14 protein-coding genes and 2 pseudogenes are annotated in these 20123 nt (G+C 42.0%); 11 read left to right on the plus strand and 5 right to left on the minus strand.

What is annotated here, in order from left to right; genetic code table 11:
• The 7 genes and pseudogenes from V7L01_RS15935 to V7L01_RS15965 form a co-directional block, all read left to right on the plus strand.
• Positions 1–123 (plus strand): annotated as a pseudogene (locus V7L01_RS15935) (photosystem II D2 protein (photosystem q(a) protein)); the annotation flags it as partial.
• Between the two features lie 780 nt (positions 124–903).
• Positions 904–1185, plus strand: a complete 282-nt coding sequence (locus V7L01_RS15940; protein ID WP_335036297.1) for a 4a-hydroxytetrahydrobiopterin dehydratase — start codon at positions 904–906, stop codon at positions 1183–1185.
• Between the two features lie 580 nt (positions 1186–1765).
• Positions 1766–3496, plus strand: a complete 1731-nt coding sequence (locus V7L01_RS15945) for an iron uptake porin (protein ID WP_335036299.1) — start codon at positions 1766–1768, stop codon at positions 3494–3496.
• Positions 3497–3879: 383 nt separating this feature from the next.
• The gene (locus tag V7L01_RS15950; RefSeq protein ID WP_335036301.1) at positions 3880–4317 is read left to right on the plus strand and encodes an RrF2 family transcriptional regulator; all 438 of its coding nucleotides are present in this window, start codon (positions 3880–3882) and stop codon (positions 4315–4317) included.
• Between the two features lie 232 nt (positions 4318–4549).
• Positions 4550–5512 carry a cysteine synthase A gene (gene cysK, locus V7L01_RS15955; RefSeq protein ID WP_335036303.1) on the plus strand — a complete coding sequence of 321 codons (963 nt, stop codon included), beginning with the start codon at positions 4550–4552 and terminating at the stop codon, positions 5510–5512.
• A 15-nt stretch (positions 5513–5527) separates the two neighbouring features.
• Positions 5528–6229 carry a J domain-containing protein gene (locus V7L01_RS15960; protein WP_335036305.1) on the plus strand — a complete coding sequence of 234 codons (702 nt, stop codon included), beginning with the start codon at positions 5528–5530 and terminating at the stop codon, positions 6227–6229.
• 163 nt (positions 6230–6392) lie between these two features.
• Positions 6393–7265: a 6-carboxytetrahydropterin synthase gene (locus V7L01_RS15965; protein ID WP_335036307.1), complete on the plus strand. Its 873-nt coding sequence runs from the start codon at positions 6393–6395 to the stop codon at positions 7263–7265.
• 107 nt (positions 7266–7372) lie between these two features.
• Here the strand turns inward: V7L01_RS15965 and V7L01_RS15970 are convergent.
• From V7L01_RS15970 to V7L01_RS15985, 4 genes and pseudogenes are all read right to left on the minus strand, one after another.
• Positions 7373–7981, minus strand: a pseudogene (locus tag V7L01_RS15970) (Uma2 family endonuclease).
• Positions 7982–8013: 32 nt separating this feature from the next.
• Entirely contained in the window at positions 8014–8982 is a 969-nt protein-coding gene (locus V7L01_RS15975; protein ID WP_335036309.1) for a PrsW family intramembrane metalloprotease, read from the minus strand.
• On the minus strand, positions 8975–9895 hold the full coding sequence (locus V7L01_RS15980; RefSeq protein WP_335036311.1) for a class I SAM-dependent methyltransferase: 921 nt from the start codon (positions 9893–9895) through the stop codon (positions 8975–8977). Before V7L01_RS15980 ends, V7L01_RS15975 begins: the two co-directional genes overlap by 8 nt.
• Before the next feature lie 217 nt (positions 9896–10112).
• Entirely contained in the window at positions 10113–11795 is a 1683-nt protein-coding gene (locus V7L01_RS15985; RefSeq protein WP_335036314.1) for a DUF3352 domain-containing protein, read from the minus strand.
• A gap of 555 nt (positions 11796–12350) precedes the next feature.
• On the opposite strand from V7L01_RS15985, the gene V7L01_RS15990 reads away from it, so the two are divergent.
• The 4 genes from V7L01_RS15990 (at position 12351) to V7L01_RS16005 (ending at position 19021) form a co-directional block, all read left to right on the plus strand.
• Entirely contained in the window at positions 12351–14963 is a 2613-nt protein-coding gene (locus tag V7L01_RS15990; RefSeq protein ID WP_335036316.1) for a M1 family metallopeptidase, read from the plus strand.
• 771 nt (positions 14964–15734) lie between these two features.
• The gene (locus V7L01_RS15995) at positions 15735–17459 is read left to right on the plus strand and encodes an ABC1 kinase family protein (protein WP_335036318.1); all 1725 of its coding nucleotides are present in this window, start codon (positions 15735–15737) and stop codon (positions 17457–17459) included.
• Positions 17460–17488: 29 nt separating this feature from the next.
• Positions 17489–17863, plus strand: a complete 375-nt coding sequence (locus V7L01_RS16000; protein ID WP_292822832.1) for a hypothetical protein — start codon at positions 17489–17491, stop codon at positions 17861–17863.
• A gap of 276 nt (positions 17864–18139) precedes the next feature.
• Positions 18140–19021, plus strand: coding sequence for a hypothetical protein (locus V7L01_RS16005; RefSeq protein WP_335036320.1), 882 nt, complete (start codon positions 18140–18142; stop codon positions 19019–19021).
• A gap of 51 nt (positions 19022–19072) precedes the next feature.
• Here the strand turns inward: V7L01_RS16005 and V7L01_RS16010 are convergent, their stop codons facing one another.
• Positions 19073–20107 (minus strand): Npun_R2821/Npun_R2822 family protein, encoded by a 1035-nt coding sequence (locus V7L01_RS16010; RefSeq protein ID WP_335036322.1) that lies wholly within the window; start codon positions 20105–20107, stop codon positions 19073–19075.
• Positions 20108–20123: the final 16 nt, after the last annotated feature.

Here is a 20123-nt window from a genome sequence, read left to right on the forward strand (position 1 = left end):
ACCTTCTATACCAAAAACATTTTGCTGAACGAGGGTATCCGCGCTTGGATGGCTCCTCAAGATCAACCCCACGAACAATTTGTATTCCCTGAGGAAGTTCTACCTCGCGGTAACGCTCTCTAATATTAAAAGCCGACTATGCATAGCCTGAATTAGGTTGTGCTTGGCGGTAATTGACACCCGCCAGATGAAATAATTTGCTTGTAAAAGGCAAGAAAGTGTCAATCTTCTTCATTCTCCAGCGATCTCCTACCTTTTAGTGGGAGATTTTTTTCTGTATATGGTTAATATCTTTAAATTTGTGTTATGTTAGATGAAGGTTATAAACCCAGAGTAAATACTCTGCCCTTTTAAAACTAAGACCGCTTAGGCAATAAGGAGGTGATGCCCATGATAGAAAGTAGTAAATGCATGGGTCATCAGGTTGCAGTTAGCCGGCTGCGTGCCGGGGCTGTTCTCTAAAAGTTAGCCTTAGTTATCCTTGAGATACTAAGTTAGCTCAATTAGCTAGGCAAGCTCGGAGTTCCTTCCGGCAGTCTGGTTGCAACCTGAAGACCCGCTAGACCGCTCTGAGTTAGATCGTCCGATCTAATTCAGAGCGGATAGTTTTTTATGGGTAACTTTTGTTTTATCAATGGTTGCTTTTGAAAACTTAGATGGCGATGCCTGCGGCGGCAAAGCCAAGGGATTTAATTTTTATTAAAAATAAAAATATCTTGCATCAAAGCTTGGCGTGTGGCCAGATATGAGCAATAGCCGCTATTTAATCACTCTGAATTTAAATATATACACACTCATTGTGCTCTAGATTATCCTCCCATCCTTTCTCTCTGGAGAAAAAAGGGATTTTATTTGATGAAATACATAACCTGACTCAAATAATACAAATAGGAATTTTTTGATATGGCGCAACTACTCACTCAGGCTGAAATTGAAGAAAGTGCAAAGTTTCTCTCAGGTTGGACTGTTGAAGGTTCCAACTTAAAGATTACCCGCACATTCAAGGATTTTATCCAAGCAATTGAGTTTGTCAATAAGCTAGTGGAGCCTGCTGAGTCAGCAGGACATCATCCAGATATAGAAATTTCCTACAACAAAGTAAAAATTACACTTACAACACATGATGCAGGCGGGCTGACACAGGCTGACTTTGATGTAGCGCAGGCGATTTCCCAAATTAACTAAGTGATTTCTTCTGACATCTTGCACCAGGCGACTGTAAGTCACTGCGACACGGACTAAGTTGGTAAATGTGAATAATTAAATTTACATTGCGTAACATAGTTTGATTTATTTTTGCTTACTCAGATATGAGGCAAGGCTTTGCCTATGTTCGCATAGCCGAGTCAGTGTGTTCTAAGTGGCGTGGGGTTATATTAAGGCTAAGTGCAAGAAGTTATTTTTGATGACAAGCTGCTAAGTGTCTAAAGGTTTGAGCAATTTAGCCAAGTATGGAGCGAATGAGCTAAACGCTACTCTTTGCCTAGATATTTAGATAACGATGTGTGACAGTTATTAAGGCGATCGCTGGGATATTGCCATCTAGATCGGATGTTTTATAATGTTATGATATAAAGATATGTTTTTGCATAAGTTAATCACATAAGTTTTTAACCCTAAGTTAATCGTTTATTAGCTTTGCAAAAACTAGAATTGTAGTAGTGGCAACTATGCCTCATCCACAGGTTTCAATGAGATGTCGCATTTTTGATATTTAGGTGCACGAACACAATTATCTAAACAAGGTGTGAGGAGTAAAGTGAAGATGTCTAATTTATTGTGGAAATCCTTGGTAGTTAGCCCAGCAGTTTTGGGAGCAACATTGTTAGTTTCAACAACAGCAATTGCGGCTCCAAGCACAACCACTGAAGTATCAGCAGCAAAACAACCGGGTGTAGCGGAAGTTTCCCAACAGCCAGAAATATTGGCTCAAACAACGATAGATCAAGTTAACCGCTACAGCAACGAAGGCAACCAAAATAACTCTCAGTCTCAAGTTACATCGGTTTCTCAATTTTCCGATGTACAACCCACTGACTGGGCATTCCAAGCATTGCAGTCCTTAGTTGAGCGCTATGGTTGTATTGCAGGTTACCCAAATGCTACTTATCGCGGTAACCGTGCTTTGACCCGTTATGAATTTGCTGCGGGTTTGAATGCCTGTTTGGATCGGGTTAACGAATTGATTGCCACAGCAACAGCTGACTTGGTGACCAAACAAGATTTAGCTACTTTGCAGCGGTTGCAAGAAGAATTTTCCGCAGAATTGGCAACTCTACGCGGTCGCGTAGATTCCTTAGAAGCGCGGACTGCTGAATTGGAAGCTAATCAGTTCTCCACAACCACAAAACTGGTTGGTGAAGCCATTTTTGCCGTTAGTGATGCATTTGGTGGTAACACTGGGGACGCTAACAATACCGTCTTCCAAGATAGAGTACGTTTAGACTTGCAAACCAGCTTCACTGGTAGAGACGTTTTGCACACACGTCTAGCAGCAGGTAATGCAAATGCCTTTTCACTAGTGGGTGACGCTGGTGCTATCAATACTGCTGAAGGTACACAAACGTTTGAAGTCGGTAGCACTGGTAACAACAGTGTGAAAATAGATCGTTTGACCTATGAAGCTCCTATAGGCCCAGCCCAAGTTTACCTCGCAGCTAGTGGTGGACGACACAGCCATTATGCAGCCGTCAATAACCCTTACTTTTTCGACAATACTGATGGCGGTAACGGCGCTTTATCTACCTTTGCTTCTGAAAGTCCCATCTATCGGATTGGTGGCGGTGCCGGTATAGCGCTCAACCTGCCTCTTGGTAAAAGTGGCGGTATCCTGGGAAATAGCTCAATCACTGCGGGTTACTTGGCATCACAAGCTAACGATCCTGGTATTACTAGTCTTAGTTCAGGTCTGACCAACGGGAACTATGCAGCTCTTGGACAGTTGAACTTTAGTGTTGGCGATCGCTTGGCTTTAGCTGCTACCTATGTTCACGGTTATAATGCCGCAGGTGGTTTGTTGTTCAACTCAGGTTCCACCTCAGATGCAACTTTTGGAGAGACTTTAGTAGGTACTGGACAAGCTAACGCTCTGAGTACTACAAGTGCATCTTCAACTAATTCCTATGGTGTGTCGGCTGCGTTTAGACCCAGCGATAAGCTGTCAGTTAGTGGCTTCGTCTCTTACCATGATGTCACCGGCTTCGGCGCAGGTGATGATTATGAAGCTTGGAGCTATGGTGTTGGCGTGGCCTTACCTGATTTTGGTAAAAAAGGTAACGTTTTAGGTGTTTTTGCTGGTGCAGAACCCTATGCCTTTAACCGAGTTGGTGTAGCTGCTGGTAATGATATACCCTATCACTTTGAAGGTTTCTACAAGTATCGTGTGTCGGATAACATCTCTGTTACCCCTGGCGTAATCTGGTTGACTTCTCCTGGTCAAAACAGCGATAACGACGATGCGATTATCGGTACGCTCAGAACAACTTTCACCTTCTAGAGTGTTGATTATCCACTGACAACTTTGAACTCTATTTCTCCCCGCCATCAGGCGGGGTTTTTTGTTGTTGATAGTAGTAGCAAATAAACTCCAGTAGGTAACCGGAGTATACTAGAAAAGTTAGGAGTTGTGAATTAGAAGTTATGAGTTATGGCGGGTTTTATATGAATAGACCACAGTAAGGTGGGCATTACAATGCATTACTGTCAACTTAGAGCTTGACACCAATGATTACAATGCCTACCCTAGCAGCGACGAACTTCTAACTTATGCTGTGAGCAACTTTTTATGAGCGAGCTTTTCTAATAGAAGTTGGCGGTAGAAAGTTACATATCACGTAATATCCTAACTCCTAACTCCTAACCCCTAACTTATTGCTGCTTGTGGAACTATCGTGTAAATCGGAATACGCTATTCTCGCCTTATTAGAGATGGCCGCTCATTACGAAAGCGGCGAACCTCTGCAAATTCGACAAATTGCAGCACAACAAAACATACCCGATCGCTATCTCGAACAACTACTCGCAACCTTGAGGCGTGGGGGTATAGTCAAGAGCCAGCGCGGATCAAAAGGTGGCTATCTCTTAACGCGAGAACCCCGAAAAATAATCCTTTTTGAGATTTTGGAATGTCTAGAAGGGTTAGAGGTGCGGACTTGTGAAGAAAACGTTAATCTCAAAACGGCAGACAGTTCGGTCATAGAAGAAATTTGGCAAGAAGCAAGTCGCGCCGCAAATTCAGTGTTGCAAAAATATACGCTCCAGGATCTTTGTGAAAAACGAGATTCGCGGCGGCAATTCAATATCATGTACTACATTTAGTCAAGAGTCATTTGTCATTTGTTATTCGATCTTTATGAGTGAAGCTCCTAACGTCGCTAACGCTATGAAGACAGCCAGTCGCTCATAGGGAACCACTACTGTTTTGGGTAACTGCCGAAAGGCAATGCCCGAATTGAAGAAAGTAGCGTGGAAACCCTTCTGAAATTCTGGACTCACCAATGACTATTGACTATTGACAAATGACTCTTGACTAATAACTAAGGACTAAATTATGCGAATTGCTCGTAACATTACAGAACTGGTTGGTCGTACACCCCTAGTGCAGTTGAACCGCATTCCCCAAACAGAAGGATGTGTTGCTGAAATTGTGGTGAAACTGGAAAGTATGAACCCATCGGCATCAGTCAAAGATCGGATTGGGGTGAGTATGATTAACGCCGCCGAAGAAGAGGGGCTGATTACTCCTGGAAAAACAGTATTGGTAGAACCCACCTCTGGAAACACAGGAATTGCCCTAGCAATGGCAGCAGCAGCTAAGGGTTATCGGTTAATTTTGACAATGCCAGAGACTATGAGCGGGGAGCGACGAGCAATGTTGCGGGCCTATGGAGCAGAACTGGAACTAACACCAGGTATGGAAGGTATGAGTGGGGCAATTGGGCGAGCGCAACAAATAGTTAATACTACACCAAATACCTATATGTTGCAGCAGTTCCGCAATCCCGCCAATGCAAAAGTGCATCGGGAAACCACTGCCCTTGAAATCTGGGAAGATACGGATGGACAAGTAGATACGATCGTCGCAGGGGTGGGCACAGGTGGTACGATTACTGGTGTAGCTGAAGTGATTAAAGCACGCAAGCCCAGTTCTAAGGCGATCGCTGTTGAACCAGCCAATAGCCCAGTTTTATCTGGGGGACGACCAGGGCCACACAAAATTCAGGGAATTGGTGCTGGGTTTATTCCCCAAGTATTAAAGATAAAATTGATTGATGAAGTGATTACGGTCAGTGATGAAGAAGCGATCGCTTATAGTCGGCGTTTGGCAAAAGAAGAAGGGCTACTATCTGGCATTTCCAGTGGAGCAGCTTTATGTGCAGCAATTCGCGTTGCCCAACGTCAAGAAAATAAGGGACGTTTAATTGTAATGATTCAGCCCAGTTTTGGTGAGAGGTATTTGAGTACGCCGTTGTTCCAAGACCTGGAGGCAAGATTAGCCGCTAGCGTCAGTTAACAATAAATTGAATTAATGGTAAATTCTAAGCACGTTTCTAACCATTACGAAACTCTCAAAGTTAGTCCAAGTGCAAGCCTTGCGGAGATTAAGCAAGCTTATCGCCGCTTGGTTAAGTTGTTTCATCCTGACAGTAATCAGGAAACTGCCGATCGCGAGCAGATAATCCGCATCAATGCAGCCTATGAGGTCTTAGGCGACAACCAAAATCGCCGCAATTATGACCAACAACTGCAAGATGACTCCCAAAAATTAAATAGCGATCGCCAACAGCGCACAGCATCAGCGCAAAAGCATTATCAGACAACACGAAAAACTGGACGGGATGTTGACGAGCAAGTCGAGGAATGGCTACGCCAAGTTTATCAACCAGTAAATCGCTTGCTTTGTACTATTCTTTATTCCTTAGAAGAACAAATGGAGCAATTAGCTGCCGATCCCTTTGATGATGAGTTATTAGATGAATTTCAGGAATACTTAAAAACCTGTCGAGATGACCTCAAGCAGGCACAAATTACTTTTCGTTCCCTACCGAATCCCCCTAGTTTAGCAAGAACAGCGGCTCACCTCTACTACAGCCTCGATCAAGTAGCAGATGGACTTGATGAACTAGGTTATTTTCCTTTGAATTATGATGAGCGTTATTTACACACAGGTCACGAACTATTCCGCATAGCTACGAGATTACACTGTGAGGCGCAAGCGTCTGTTACATAATCCTTGGGTATGGGGCATGGGGCATTGGGCATTGGGTATGGAGCAAATTCGGTGGATGTCAAACGACTAATTACTAATGACTAATGACACATAACTTAGGAATTAGTTTATGCTGGAAGCAGAGAAAAGTTAAGAAATTTTAAATTCTGTTCATAGTGTACTCATGCAATGCATTGTTAATCGCCGCGCCCAGTTTTCAGCAAGTCATCGTTATTGGTTGCCAGAACTGAGTGAAGCCGAGAATATTGAGAAATTTGGTGCGGGTACTAGATTTCCGGGACACGGACATAACTATGTCTTATTCATCTCTCTAGCTGGGGAATTGGATGAATATGGCATGGTACTGAACTTGTCTGATGTGAAATACGTAATTAAACGGGAAGTTACCAGTCAATTGGACTTCTCTTATCTCAACGATGTGTGGACAGAATTTCAAGAAACTTTGCCCACTACTGAGAATATTGCACGGATTATCTGGCAGCGGTTAGCACCCCATTTGCCTCTAGTCCGCGTGCAGTTATTTGAACATCCTGAACTCTGGGCAGATTATATGGGAAACGCAATGGAAGCCTACCTCACCATCAGTACTCACTTTAGCGCCGCCCATCGGCTAGCTCACCCTAACCTCAGTAACGAAGAAAACACGCTTGTTTATGGTAAATGTGCTCGTCCCAACGGTCACGGACACAACTATCATTTAGAAGTCAGTGTCAAAGGGAAAATTGACCCACGCACTGGGATGATTATTGATTTAGGTGCTCTGAATCAAGTGGTAGAAGATTATGTGGTAGAGCCATTCGATCACACCTTTTTAAACAAAGACATTCCCTACTTTGCTGAAGTTGTGCCCACTGCGGAGAATATCGCACTTTACATTAGTAATTTACTGCGATCGCCTATTGAGGAATTGGGAGCTAAACTTTACAAAGTAAAACTGATTGAAAGTCCTAATAACTCCTGCGAAATCTACTGTACTGAGTCAGAATCAGATTCAGTCAGCGCTGCCGTGAATCAGCCAGTATTGGCAAACGTTTAGATAATTGAAAATTTAGGCATAGGACATAGGGAATTTATACAATCTCCATGACGCCAGTTGCTTCAAGTCGGCAGAGCCGCCCAACGCACTGGCTCCCCAATGCCCAGCTAAAAAAGTTTACTAACTAAGCAGTTGAAACCAGGTAGCAAAGGACTTGTTAACTCATCTTCACTAAATAAAGTAGCTGCTAACTTTAATGCAGCCTGTTCGCGTCGATAAACCTCAACTTTCTTTTGTATAGAATCGCAAATCCAATATTCTTGAACACCTTGCACCGAGTACAGCTTTAGCTTTGTTTCCCTGTCACGTTTCTCGTTTTTTTCGCCGAGTGATAAAACTTCTACTACTAACTCTGGTGCGCCCGTGAGATGTCCAGCCTCATCTAGCAAGTGTTTTAACCGTTCATGACTTGCCCTTACCACATCACGGATCACATTGTCAGAATCTGAGAAAATGATTCCAGGTGCGATGTCTGACGACAAGCTGCTCCGCATCTACGCAGCTTTACCTAAACCAGTTTCATCTGACCAATTGTTAAGAACTGTAACAATATTGCCACAACTTGATTGATGATCCCAACTAGGTGATTTAGTCACAAATAGTTCTCCATCAATAATCTCATAGCGATTTCTGCGTTCACGAAGTGTCTCGGAACGAGAATCGCTAGCAAATAGCTCTAGGTCAGCAGTTGTCCAACGCACTGGAGTTGTTTGCATAGAAACCCCCTAGCCTTTTCTTAAATCATATTTTAAAAATACCGACGACGGGCGGAATGTCGCAAATAGCGATAAATGCCCCAGGCTAAAACTCCAAAAAAAAGATTTAGTAAAAAGCGACTAAATATAAACCACAAAATATAAGTGTCAAAAAGCTTTGACGGACTCAAAGGACTAAGAATCCTAGCTAAGAGTAAAAGTCCAAAAATAGTATTTCCACCCAGCACGAGGGCAAATAATACCAAACTCCTCTGCCAGTAACGGTGATGGCGTGTGTAACCTGAAATTAGAGTAATGGCGGGTTCACCTTGCACTTTTCGCAATAATTGTTCCAGTCGCCAAAACATCCACAACAGAAACGGAAATAAACCATAAGTAAGAAAACTTAGGGGTATTGAGTAACGTCCAGCACTAGATAGGACATTAACAAGGGCATGACAGATTACAGAATTTAGCCAAGCCCTAAAAATGAACTTCTTGTCTCGATTTAATCGAGTGTGGGAGGAAATATAAATTCCCAAAGCATATCCCCAAGGTGCAGAGAACATAGCATGGACTGGGGTACCGATAGTACGGTCAAGAATTGATGCTGTATCGTTAACAAAGTAAATCCAGTTCTCTTCGGCAGTGAATCCAAGGACAACGGCTATGGTGAACAGAAAAACGGTAGAGGGAAGTAATCGATACGTGCGTTGCAGATAGTAGGTTGGGACAATAACCGCAGCCAACTTGCAGCCTTCTTCAATTGGGCCTACTTCCACAAGCTGCCGCAAGGCTATACCAGGAAGCCAATGCTCGATCCGATCCCAGTCTACAAAATAGTTGGCTAAAGTTTCAAAATTCCATTCGAGTCTAAGGGCTAAAAGACCAGATATTGCCCCGATGATAAAGAACATCAGCAACTTTAACAAAGGTGGGGCAAATGGCACTCGACAATAGTAGTAGCCTAGCAGCAGCAACGGTGGTATCGCTGCCCAAAGCAGTAGAGAAAAATCAACCACTCACCTGAGCGATCGCTGTGCGGTGACGGTGGGTATTGTTAGTAATAGTGGGAGTTTGGAAACCCGCTTCAACAATAGTTCGCTCAATATCCAAAGCGAAATATTCATCTAAATACGGTTCAGTACTTTTGAGCAACGTCAAAATGTAAGCTGGCATTTTCTTGTAAACTTCAGATTTGGGATTCATATCCATGATTGCCAAGTAGCCACCTGGACGCAGCACGCGCCGCATTTCAGCTAAAATCTGTCGGGTTGCCGATTGGGGTAATTCATGGCACATCAGGAAAATGGAAACTAAATCAAACGAGGCATCAGGTAGGCCAGTAGATTCAGCTTGGGCATGAAGCCAATTAATTTTAGCTTGGCGTTGCCCAGCGCGGTAATTGGCAACGGCTAAGAAGTAGGGAGATAAGTCCAAGCCTGTGATTTTGGCTTGGGGATAAATCTCTTGCATTGCAAAAGTACTCAAACCGACACCACATGCCAAATCTAGAATGTCTTGGGGTTGATTGGGGATTTGAACTTTGAGGATATCGTGGTAACTTTGGCGCAGTTTAGCATCTCCTTCGGCTCCAGCATCTGGCCAAATTCCCGCATGAACAGTACGAGCAGCAACTTCTAGCTCCCAAGCCGCTTTCCAACTGAGGTCTCCACCTTCATAGGCATGGAATGGCCGTAAATAGTATTCTGGGTAGGAAAGCTGAGGATTTTCTACTTGAGCTAGATCGGTCTTCCAATCACGCGCCTGTAGTGTTTCGACTTCTTGCATCCAAGGCACACCAATTCTCTCAGCACGTTTAATCATCATTTGTCTAGCTTGATGCTTGGCTAGGTTAGCTAAAGGCTGGATTGCCAGTATGCCATTCACCAGGCGGGAAGCTAAACCAGGATTAGTGTTTACAGCAGCAGTCATAAATTAGTTTGCATTTAACAGCCTTTTTTACTTATGACACACTTGCTGGAGGCCAGTCTAGATGCAAATTAAATTGCATAACCGCATTCCGCCTCCCCAAAGAATCACACCGATCTCTAATTTATACTTCATTAGAGCCATCCATTCAAGATTGGTAAGATTTCGATACTTAGGAAACAAAAATTGAATACGCAATAAAATTTTCTCATTGAATACCCTATTTTGCAGTATTCGGCTTGAGAGCTAATAACATCTCCAATTCACTAGTAGATTTGTCAGGGCTAGTGCTAGTAATACCAAAACCACGAATGGAACCGAGGATGGTGATGATATCGGCGTTAGATGAGATAAAACTATTGATCGGCGGCACAGTTTTAGTTTTGTCCATATCTAAGTAGAAATAACCACCGTTGGGCTTTTGCAAAGAACCAGTCACGGCTTTGAAAGCGTCGCTAGTGTCGAGAGATGGATTTTTGCGATCGCTAACTGCGTCAGCAATTGGGCCACCAAGAGCTATAAATACAGTATCTTGGTCTAGCCAACCATGTGCCAATAAAGCTCCTTGTTTGGGGATTTGCCATTCAGTTACGTCTTTACCACCAATATTTCTGTTGGCGACGTTGATTTGTTGGGTTTTGGCAAGGGTATCCAATTTTGTCAAGGTAGCTTCGGCAGTTTTGCGATCGCTAGTATCAAATACTAAAGCACCTCCAAAACCAACACTCGCTAACACCCCTTGATTTGATGGAATCGCACCAAAGGCGAATTCTCCATTCATCCAGCCAAAAATATCCTTATCCAGGTCTAAATTGGCAATTTTCAGTTGTCCTCGCGCTTGTTCGAGAGCCTGCTTCATTTCTGGATAATCTTTTGACTGTTCTACTAGCGCTTCCCAACTACGGCTAATACCATTTCCGCTAACCAGAGCAAAGGTATCAGTGGGAAATTGCCCAACTATATTTCCAGGGCTTGATTGATACTGAAATTTATTTAATTGCGGATCTAAATTAGCGATCGCTTTTACCCGCACTCCCGAATCGTCAACACCAATACCCGCTACCACAGATTTTATCTGCTTCAGTTGCGTCAGGGTTTGTGGGGGTAACTGCTTTGCCTGCGGACTTCCGGCTGCTAATTGCTGTACCATCCCTGCATAGTCTGGTACATAAATTTGGGCGAGGCTGTTTTTGACATCCACTCCTTTGTTGAGAATGCTGCTGGCACCCTCTTTACTGGCAAAAGAAGACTGTCCTTTAAAGGTGTCAATTGCTTTTTCTACAGCTTGCTTTTCGGGGGCTAATATCAAGTGACTATTATTTAAAACTGCGCTATATGTTGGCTTACCGTTTTCTGTAGTTTTGATAATTTTTTCACCTTGATAGTCAGATTCTTGGAATTTCACCCCTTTTTGCGACTTCAATTTATTAGCAAAATTCAAGGCACTGAGTTTGTCCTTAATTCCCACTACTATCAGGATATTCGGTTCTTGCTGTAAATTAGTTGGTAAATTAGGTGCTCCAGAGGGCACTTTTAACTGCGCCGGTTTAACAGGATTTGGTGGCAATACAGCAATCATTACACTACCAGCCCAAGGCTTTATGTCTTTTTCATAAGAAACGTTACTGTCACTGAACATTTGCTTCTTGAAATCTTCCAGACCTTTTGCCACTAACTTTTGTGCTTCTGGAGTGCCAAACTGCTGTAACTTTGCCCAGGCTTGAGAGTCAGTAGTAATATAAGTTGCCATCAATGCTGTTGAAGGTACTACTTTAGCACTGCCTAAAGCGTCTAAACTACCTGCTGATGAACCTTTAAAATACGTATAAGCGGCTATACTTCCTGCTACAACTACAGCAGCACCAACAGCAGGAATGAGAAACTTGGATTTACTTTCAGGCATTTTATTATCCTCTTTTGCTCAAATTGTCACCGAGATTTCTACAAGTGTCATTGTAGAGTTTTCGGATTTATTAATAATTTCCGCTCATCGATCGGTATTTACTGATAAAATTAGTAGTCCTATAAGTTAGCGATCTAAAATTACTCTCAAAAATACTTCAAAGGGATAATGAGCAAATCCGCAAATGATATGCTGTTCATCTCAAACAAAATAGCCTGCTCAACAGTAGCAAGCTATCCTAAAGTTATAAGAATAATTAGGAGTATTTGTACTTAATGAGAATCTATAGAGGTGCAAGAGACTCTTGACTCAATGACAAAAAAGTGCAAAGCATCAGGAAAAGTAGATGCGGGAGGGATATGGAAAAAAGTCCAAGGATCGGTAACCGACCTTTGAAAATTCGGGTGAGATTAATTTCAATCCCCCAATCCCAAAGGGGAATCCTCACCCCCATAATGCCCTATTGATTTGGGAAATACATTTAGACACCGCTATTTTACTTAACTACGTCCAGCCAAGCCAGACTTTTCAGGATTACAAGGTCAGTAAGGATCAATGTCGAAGTCTTATTTTGATACAGATAATAACGGGCACAAACCTTTTGAGTTACCGGGAGCAAGACCACACTACAACCCCGATCGCCCCGGACAGGTAGAACATATTTTTCTCGATCTTAGCTTGGATATCCCCAAGCAAAGCTATCAGGGCAGTTGTAGCATTCGCCTCTCGCCAATTTGTAATGGCATTGACCATTTGACTTTGGATGCTGTCAACCTGAATATCGAGTCTGTGCAGGTGGACGAAGTACCACAAAATTTTGACTACGACGGGGAACAGCTTTCTATCCAACTTTCTGAGGCGACTCAGATTGGTAAACGCTTGCTGATTGCGATCACCTACTCGGTAACAAAACCGCAACGCGGTATTTACTTTATTCAACCAGACAAGCACTACCCAAACAAGCCCACTCAAGTTTGGACTCAGGGAGAAGACGAAGACTCTCGCTTTTGGTTCCCCTGCTTTGACTATCCAGGACAATTGTCTACTTCAGAAATTCGCGTTCGTGTTCCTAACCCTCTGGTGGCGATTTCCAACGGCGAATTGATCGACACCACAGAAGATGGTAATTACAAAATCTACCATTGGTCACAGCAACAAGTTCATCCTACCTACTTGATGACTTTGGCAGTAGGTGATTTCGCTGAAATTCGGGACGAGTGGAAGGGGAAACCAGTTACCTACTACGTAGAAAAGGGACGGGAGGAAGATGCTAAACGCAGCATGGGCAAAACTCCTCGGATGATCGAATTTTTGAGCCAAAAGTATGGCTATCCCTATGCTTTCCCGAAATATGCCCAGGTTTGCGTCGATGACTTCATTTTTGGTGGGATGGAAAACACTTCCACAACTCTGTTAACAGATAGATGCTTGCTGGATGAACGCGCCGCCTTAGATAACCGCAATACCGAAAGTTTAGTCGTCCACGAACTCGCGCACCAGTGGTTTGGTGATTTGGTGGTGATTAAACATTGGTCTCATGCTTGGATTAAGGAAGGGATGGCTTCCTATTCTGAGGTGATGTGGACAGAACAGGAATATAGTCTCCAAGAAGCAGCTTACTATCGTTTATTGGAAGCTCGTCGTTACATTAGTGAAGATAGCAGCCGCTACCGCCGACCGATGGTAACGCATGTTTACCGAGAAGCTATCGAACTTTACGATCGCCACATCTACGAAAAAGGGTCTTGTGTTTATCACATGATTCGGACTCAATTAGGAGATGAATTATTTTGGCAGGCGATTCAAACATTTGTCCAAGATAATGCCCACAAAACTGTAGAAACAGTTGACTTACTCAGGGCGATTGAAAAAGCAACCGGACGTAATCTTTTGTTCCTCTTTGACCAATACGTTTATCGTGGTGGTCATCCCGATTTTAAAGTAGCTTACTCTTGGGATGGAGATGCTAATTTGGCAAAAATTACGGTAACTCAAACCCAAGCTGCTGAAGGTAAAAATGGCAGTAAGGATTTGTTTGAACTGAAAATACCCATAGGTTTTGGCTATGTACAGCAAGATTCATCTGCCAAACTCAGCACTTCATTCTCCACACTGACTACTTTCACTGTACGAGTGAATGAACGCGAACAAAGCTTCTACTTTCCACTAGAAAATAAACCCCAATTTATCAGCTTTGATGTCGGGGATAATTACCTAAAAACAGTAGCTTTGGAGTATCCACTACCAGAGTTAAAAGCACAGTTAGAATTTGACCCCAACCCGATTTCGCGCATCTATGCAGCGGAAGCTTTGGCAAAAAAAGGTGGGTTAGAAGCTACCATTGCACTGTCTGCGGCACTTAAAAATGACCCATTATGGGGTGTGCGTGTGGAAGTGGCAAAACAACTAGCCCAAATTAATTTAGACCAAGCCTTTGATGGCTTAGTTATTGGGTTAAAAGATAAAAATGCTCAAGTGCGACGATCTGTAGTGGAAGCACTTGCTCAAATCAAAACGGCTGAAAGCTATAAAGTTGTGAAAGGGCTGTTGCAAAAAGGCGATCCCAGCTACAACGTGGAAGCAGCAGCTTCTCGTGCAATCGGGGCGATCGCATCTGCAAACTTGGAAGAAAAACCCAAGGAAGACAAGGTATTAAAGCTGTTGAAATCCGTTTTAGAAGAAAAGGCGGGTTGGAATGAAGTCGTGCGGAGTGGTGCAGTTGCCGGTTTAGCTGAATTCAAAACCTCGGAAGCAGCTTTAAATCTGCTGCTTGAATACACCAAACTTGGTGTACCACAACCCCTACGTTTAGCCACAATTCGCGCTTTAGGAAAGATTTCTGTAGGTCAAAGTCCAGTTAATTTGGAACGGATTTTAGAAAAATTAACAGAACTAGCCAAAGAAACCTTCTTTTTAACGCAAGTGTCGGTAGCAGCAGCATTAGGACAAATGGAAACACCTAAAGCAGTGGGGATTTTGCGATCGCTAGCTGAACAAACAGCCGATGGGCGTGTACGTCGCTATGCTGAAGAAGAAATTTCCAAGGTGCAAAAGAATATTGGTTCAGAAAAAACCTTGCGTCAATTGCGTGAAGATTTCGATCAACTTAAACAACAAAACCAGGAATTGAGAAGCCGTTTAGAAAACTTGGAGGCTAAATCTAAATAGCACTACATGATAATTAAAAGTAGCTAATTGGTAATTGGTAATTGTGGCAAAACCACTACCACTTACCAAATTTATAGCAGTAGCTGAAAGCCCGGTACTTTGAGGGTATGCCTAACTAATCAAAGGTTCTGAGTTCTAAGCCAATACAGTTCAGTTAAGCATTTCTTCCTTCTCTTCGAGACACTTCGCGAACGCGTCCTTCCTTCTCTGCGAGACGCTATGCGTAGCTTGCTTCTCCGTAGGAGTATGCGGTTTGTTAAAAAATAACTTTGACAAAAAGTTTTACCCTTAACTGAACCGTATTGAGTTCTAAGCCACCTTTGCTGCTGTTTTGTCAACTCCATTATGGATGAGTCTTTTAGAAGACAATCATCGTAAAAGTATTCAGACAAAGGTAAATAGGTGGCTAAGACAGTAATAGTACTATTGCTTAATGTAATTGTTAGTAAATAAAGTTACTTAACTATCGCATTTTATTGAAATTTGCCTACATAGGTAAATATTTAGATTTTTATAAACAATGGTTAAGAAAAGATAAAACCATCTGAAAGTTGGAGAAGTAGTTGTAGTTTTATAAAGTATAATTAAGAAAAAGATAAATAAATACCAGGCGGGAACATAGGCTAAAATCGCCTCGAACAGTATCCTCAAAGGGTAAAGTTCTAGTTGTTTTAGATAAAAGACTACCGCTATCCTGTAACTGCAACTAACTTGTGGATCAGGAGACAAACAATCATTGTAAATTTTTCAGTTGAAGAGGCAAATAAAGGCGTGGGTCAGTATCAACCTACTCAGCTAAAACTCTATAACCCAGAGGCGATCGCTCGCTACTATAGTTACCGTCCCTGGCTAGCGTGGGGGCGACTGCTGAGAATTATCTGGTCTTTTGCAGGATTTATACTCAGTCTCAAGTGGGACGAATGGCAAGATAAAGTTGAGCAGAACAAGGGTAAACGAGCTATCCAGTTGCGAGAACTGCTCACCCGCCTCGGCCCGACTTTTATTAAAGTTGGTCAAGCCCTCTCCACCAGACCTGACCTGATACGCAAAGATTTTTTAGAAGAACTAATAAAGTTACAAGACCAGTTACCACCTTTCGATAATGCGATCGCTTACCAGATTATCGAAACGGAACTAGACCGTCCAATTCATGAAAGCTTTAGCGAGCTATCACCTAGCCCAGTAGCTGCTGCTAGCTTAGGTCAAGTATACCGTGGTCGCCTAATCAGCGGCGAAGAAGTCGCAGTGAAGGTGCAACGCCCCAACTTACACCCGGTAATCACACGCGACCTATATTTAATGCGTTGGGCAGCAGGTTGGGTAGCTCCTTGGTTGCCTTTAAATCTCGGTCACGATTTAACTTTAATTGTGGACGAGTTTGGCATGAAGCTATTTGAAGAAATTGACTATATTAATGAAGGCCGCAACGCTGAGAAATTTGCTAGCAACTTCCACAACGACCCGCAAGTAAAAGTTCCAGGCATTTATTGGCGTTATACCAATACCCACGTTTTAACCCTGGAATGGATTGACGGCTTTAAGCTGACGGATACTCAACGCATCCGCGAAGCAGGTTTAGACCCAGAAGCGATCGTCCAAATTGGCGTGACATCAGGATTGCAACAGCTTTTAGAATATGGTTTCTTCCATGCTGACCCTCATCCCGGCAATTTGTTTGCTGTGCCCGATGGTCGTATGGCTTACATTGACTTCGGCATGATGGATCAGTTGGAAGAAAGCACCAAAGAAACGCTAGTCGATGCGCTAGTGCATTTGGTGAATAAAGACTATACCGACTTAGCCGAAGATTTTGTAAAATTGGGATTTCTGACTCCAGACACGAATATTTGCCCGATTGTGCCAGCATTAGAAGCGGTGCTGGGAAATGCTATTGGCAAAAATGTCAAGGATTTTAACTTCAAAACTATTACCGATGAATTCTCGGAACTGATGTATGAATATCCTTTCCGAGTCCCGGCAAAGTTTGCTTTGATTATTCGTTCTCTGGTTACCCAAGAAGGTATTGCCCTGAGCCTTAACCCGAATTTCAAAATTGTTGAAGTGGGTTATCCCTACATAGCACGGCGGTTGCTGACAGGAGAATCGCCCGCATTACGGCGACGATTATTGAATGTGTTGTTCAAAGATGGTAAATTTCAGTGGCAGCGGTTAGAGAATTTGATTGCGATCGCTCGTACCGATAGCAACTTTGATGTATTGCCCACAGCCCAGATGGGGTTCCAATATCTGGTGTCAGAAGAAGGCAAGTTTCTCCGGCGACAACTGGTGCTTGCTCTCACCGAAGATGACCGCCTCCACACCGAAGATGTCCAACGCCTGTGGAACCTGGTTAAAGATGACTTAAAACCGGATCGTTTATTAAATGTAGCGATCGGCATTTTGACAGAGTTATCCAGGGAAGGCGCAGCTGCTATCCTGCCAAAAGCTACATTCCTTGCGCCTTTTGCTGGGAACCAGTCAACAAACAAAAAGTAAAAAATCTTTAATATAAATCAGGAGTTTTCATGTACTATTTTCCTCTGCAACCGCCTTATTTTCTGTTACTTGTTGGCTTTCTGACAGCATTAACATCTGGTTTGGCATTATCTGGCACTTTGAAAGTAATTGTGCAGAAATGGCCAAGCGAACGTACAGAAAATACGAAACCGCGTTCCTCACTGAAACAATTACTTGTGCCATTTATCGGCATAACTGGCGGTACTTGTCTATTTCTGTCTTCAGGCTTAGAAATATTTGGTTTTCCCTCCTCTTTAGCTTTAGGAGTCGGTTTACCAATTAGTCTGTTTACTTGTTTGCTAGTTTGGTTGCAGCTCGGAAGTATGATGACCTTTATAGAACGCGAAGGTATGCAATCTTTAGATTTAGATTCCTTTTCTTAGATATAGGACGCCTCACCAACATATAAATTACCGTAAATAGTCACCGCCAGCAACGACCTTCTACTAAAAATGAGATCGTTAGCTAGTGGTGAATACTTATCTATTACATAAACTTCATAAATCTAAGGTTTAATTGCGTTAAAATTACGTACAAATACTGAAAGTTGCATCCTCACTATCTCTGCTAAAGGGATAGTAACTATGACTCAAAGTATACTCAACTTTGTTTGTATTGTTATGCAGATTTTTATTTACTTAGAAGGAGTGTAAAAAGCTATGACTCAAGACAAAAAAGTATTTTGTTTTTGTACTTTAGCCTGTGGTGAAAACTATCGTAATCTTGCATTGTTATTAGCAAAAGATATCGAAAAATATTCGCCTAATAGTTATTTTGTTATTTTAACTGATTGTCCTAGCGACTTTAGCGAACAACCTAACGTTTTAGCATTTAAGCATAAACAACAAAGTGTTAAGTTTTACCATGACAAAAGATTTGCAATAGCCAAGGGTTTATCTCTGTTTAATTCATGCATATTCATTGATGCAGATATGCGAATATTAGCGCCAGTTCCGCAAAACCCGGAATGGATTTCCATGCCAGGAATAACGGCAAGGGGCTGTGAAAATATGCCGAAAAAGTATGCTAAGGTTCTAGCTGGCAATTCTAATGCCAAACTTTTGAAAGAGTTTAAAGTAGCTAAAAAGGCTGCTTCAAAGTTAAATTTAGAACTAGAAAATGAAAATATTAACTTTGTTTATGAATATTTATTTGCAGTTACAAAAGACTCTGGAAAAGAAATAGAATTTCTCAAACAGTGGGAAATTATCGCATCTTATTGTGAGTTAAATGGGCTGTATGATTCCGAAGGAAATGCAATAGGTTTAGCAGCTGCTAAAGCAGGTTTACCTGTTAGATGGAGTGAAATGAAGGGTATCTCTTTCTTTAAGAATAGAATCGAATTCGTCAGAATCAAAAAGGGAGAGTCGAAAATGGAAGATATGGCAATATATTTTGAGCAACAAGCAAAGTTAGAATACCCCAAACGCTTCATTTGGCAGAGAACTATACTTAAAATTGATAAAATTATTAAGTATTTATATAATCTACTGCGTTTAAGAATTTTAACTTTGAAAGACTTTGATTTTTATTACCGATAATTGGGCAATAGATAAGCTACTCAAACAACTTTTAAGCCTAATTGTGCTTAATCATTTAGTAATTCTATCCTTTAAATTACGATAGTTAAGCTTGATATTGCTGATTCTTTGATTGAAAAAACCTGTAGTAGTCTTTTGCAGACGCATTAGCGGACTCTGACGCCTAAAGCTTTTGGGTCTTTGTTCTGGTGACTTTAAATACCTATAATGCAAAAACACATCTCGATAGGGAATATTAACATCTTCACCAGCGCAAATTTGAGTAAAATTTGATGAACTTATACTCATATAGTGCAGATATGTCAGCCGCCGTCCTTGGTCGTATAAAATATTATCTACCACATCAAATTGAGAACTCCAGTGGTTACCAGTTGCCTGTTCGCACTCATAGAAAGCAAAGTTATAATAGGAAATTCCACTTCTCAACACCATGTAGTTAAATAAAGATTGATCGGGTGCTAAAAAAGCCATAGCATCTGCTTCACCCGCGATTAATTTGTTGAGTAAGTCTGCTCTGATAGCTGGAGAAAAAATATTTTTCTTAGTGGCAAACCAACCAGCACAAAATACTTTATCTTGCAAGTTTTCTGAGTTGAAAATTTGCTGCATCTGCGCTGGGGAGCCATCAAAAATAAATTTTAATTCTGACTTATATTGAAAATCATTGACTACCCAATCATAGGTATCTAATTTTTCATATACATAATCTATAGGCCCCATTAACAAAGTATCTGCATCAAAATAAATAAATCTATCAAAAGGGCCATCTACAGCACAAAATTTGCGGTGCATAGGTAGCTCATAGAGTTCTGGAAAGCCCCACTCTCGCCAAGTTTTTTGTGCTCTAGGGTAATTTTTCCATATTTGGGTGGCAAAGTTATCCCAGTAAGCTATGGAATCAGAATCTTCAAACAAATTAACATTATCTCTAGATGCAATCTCTGCTTTTACCTTGTCTAAGCGCTGATTATATGGAAGTATACAGACAGGAATTTTCCTACCAGCATTAGCTTCTATACTGTTGAGCAACGCAACTAATTGGTCATAGACAACATCATTCGCTAAGATGTAAATGCCATCAATCATTGGGATACTCCTAATA

The organism is Nostoc sp. (assembly GCF_036917095.1).
Classification (GTDB): domain Bacteria; phylum Cyanobacteriota; class Cyanobacteriia; order Cyanobacteriales; family Nostocaceae; genus Nostoc.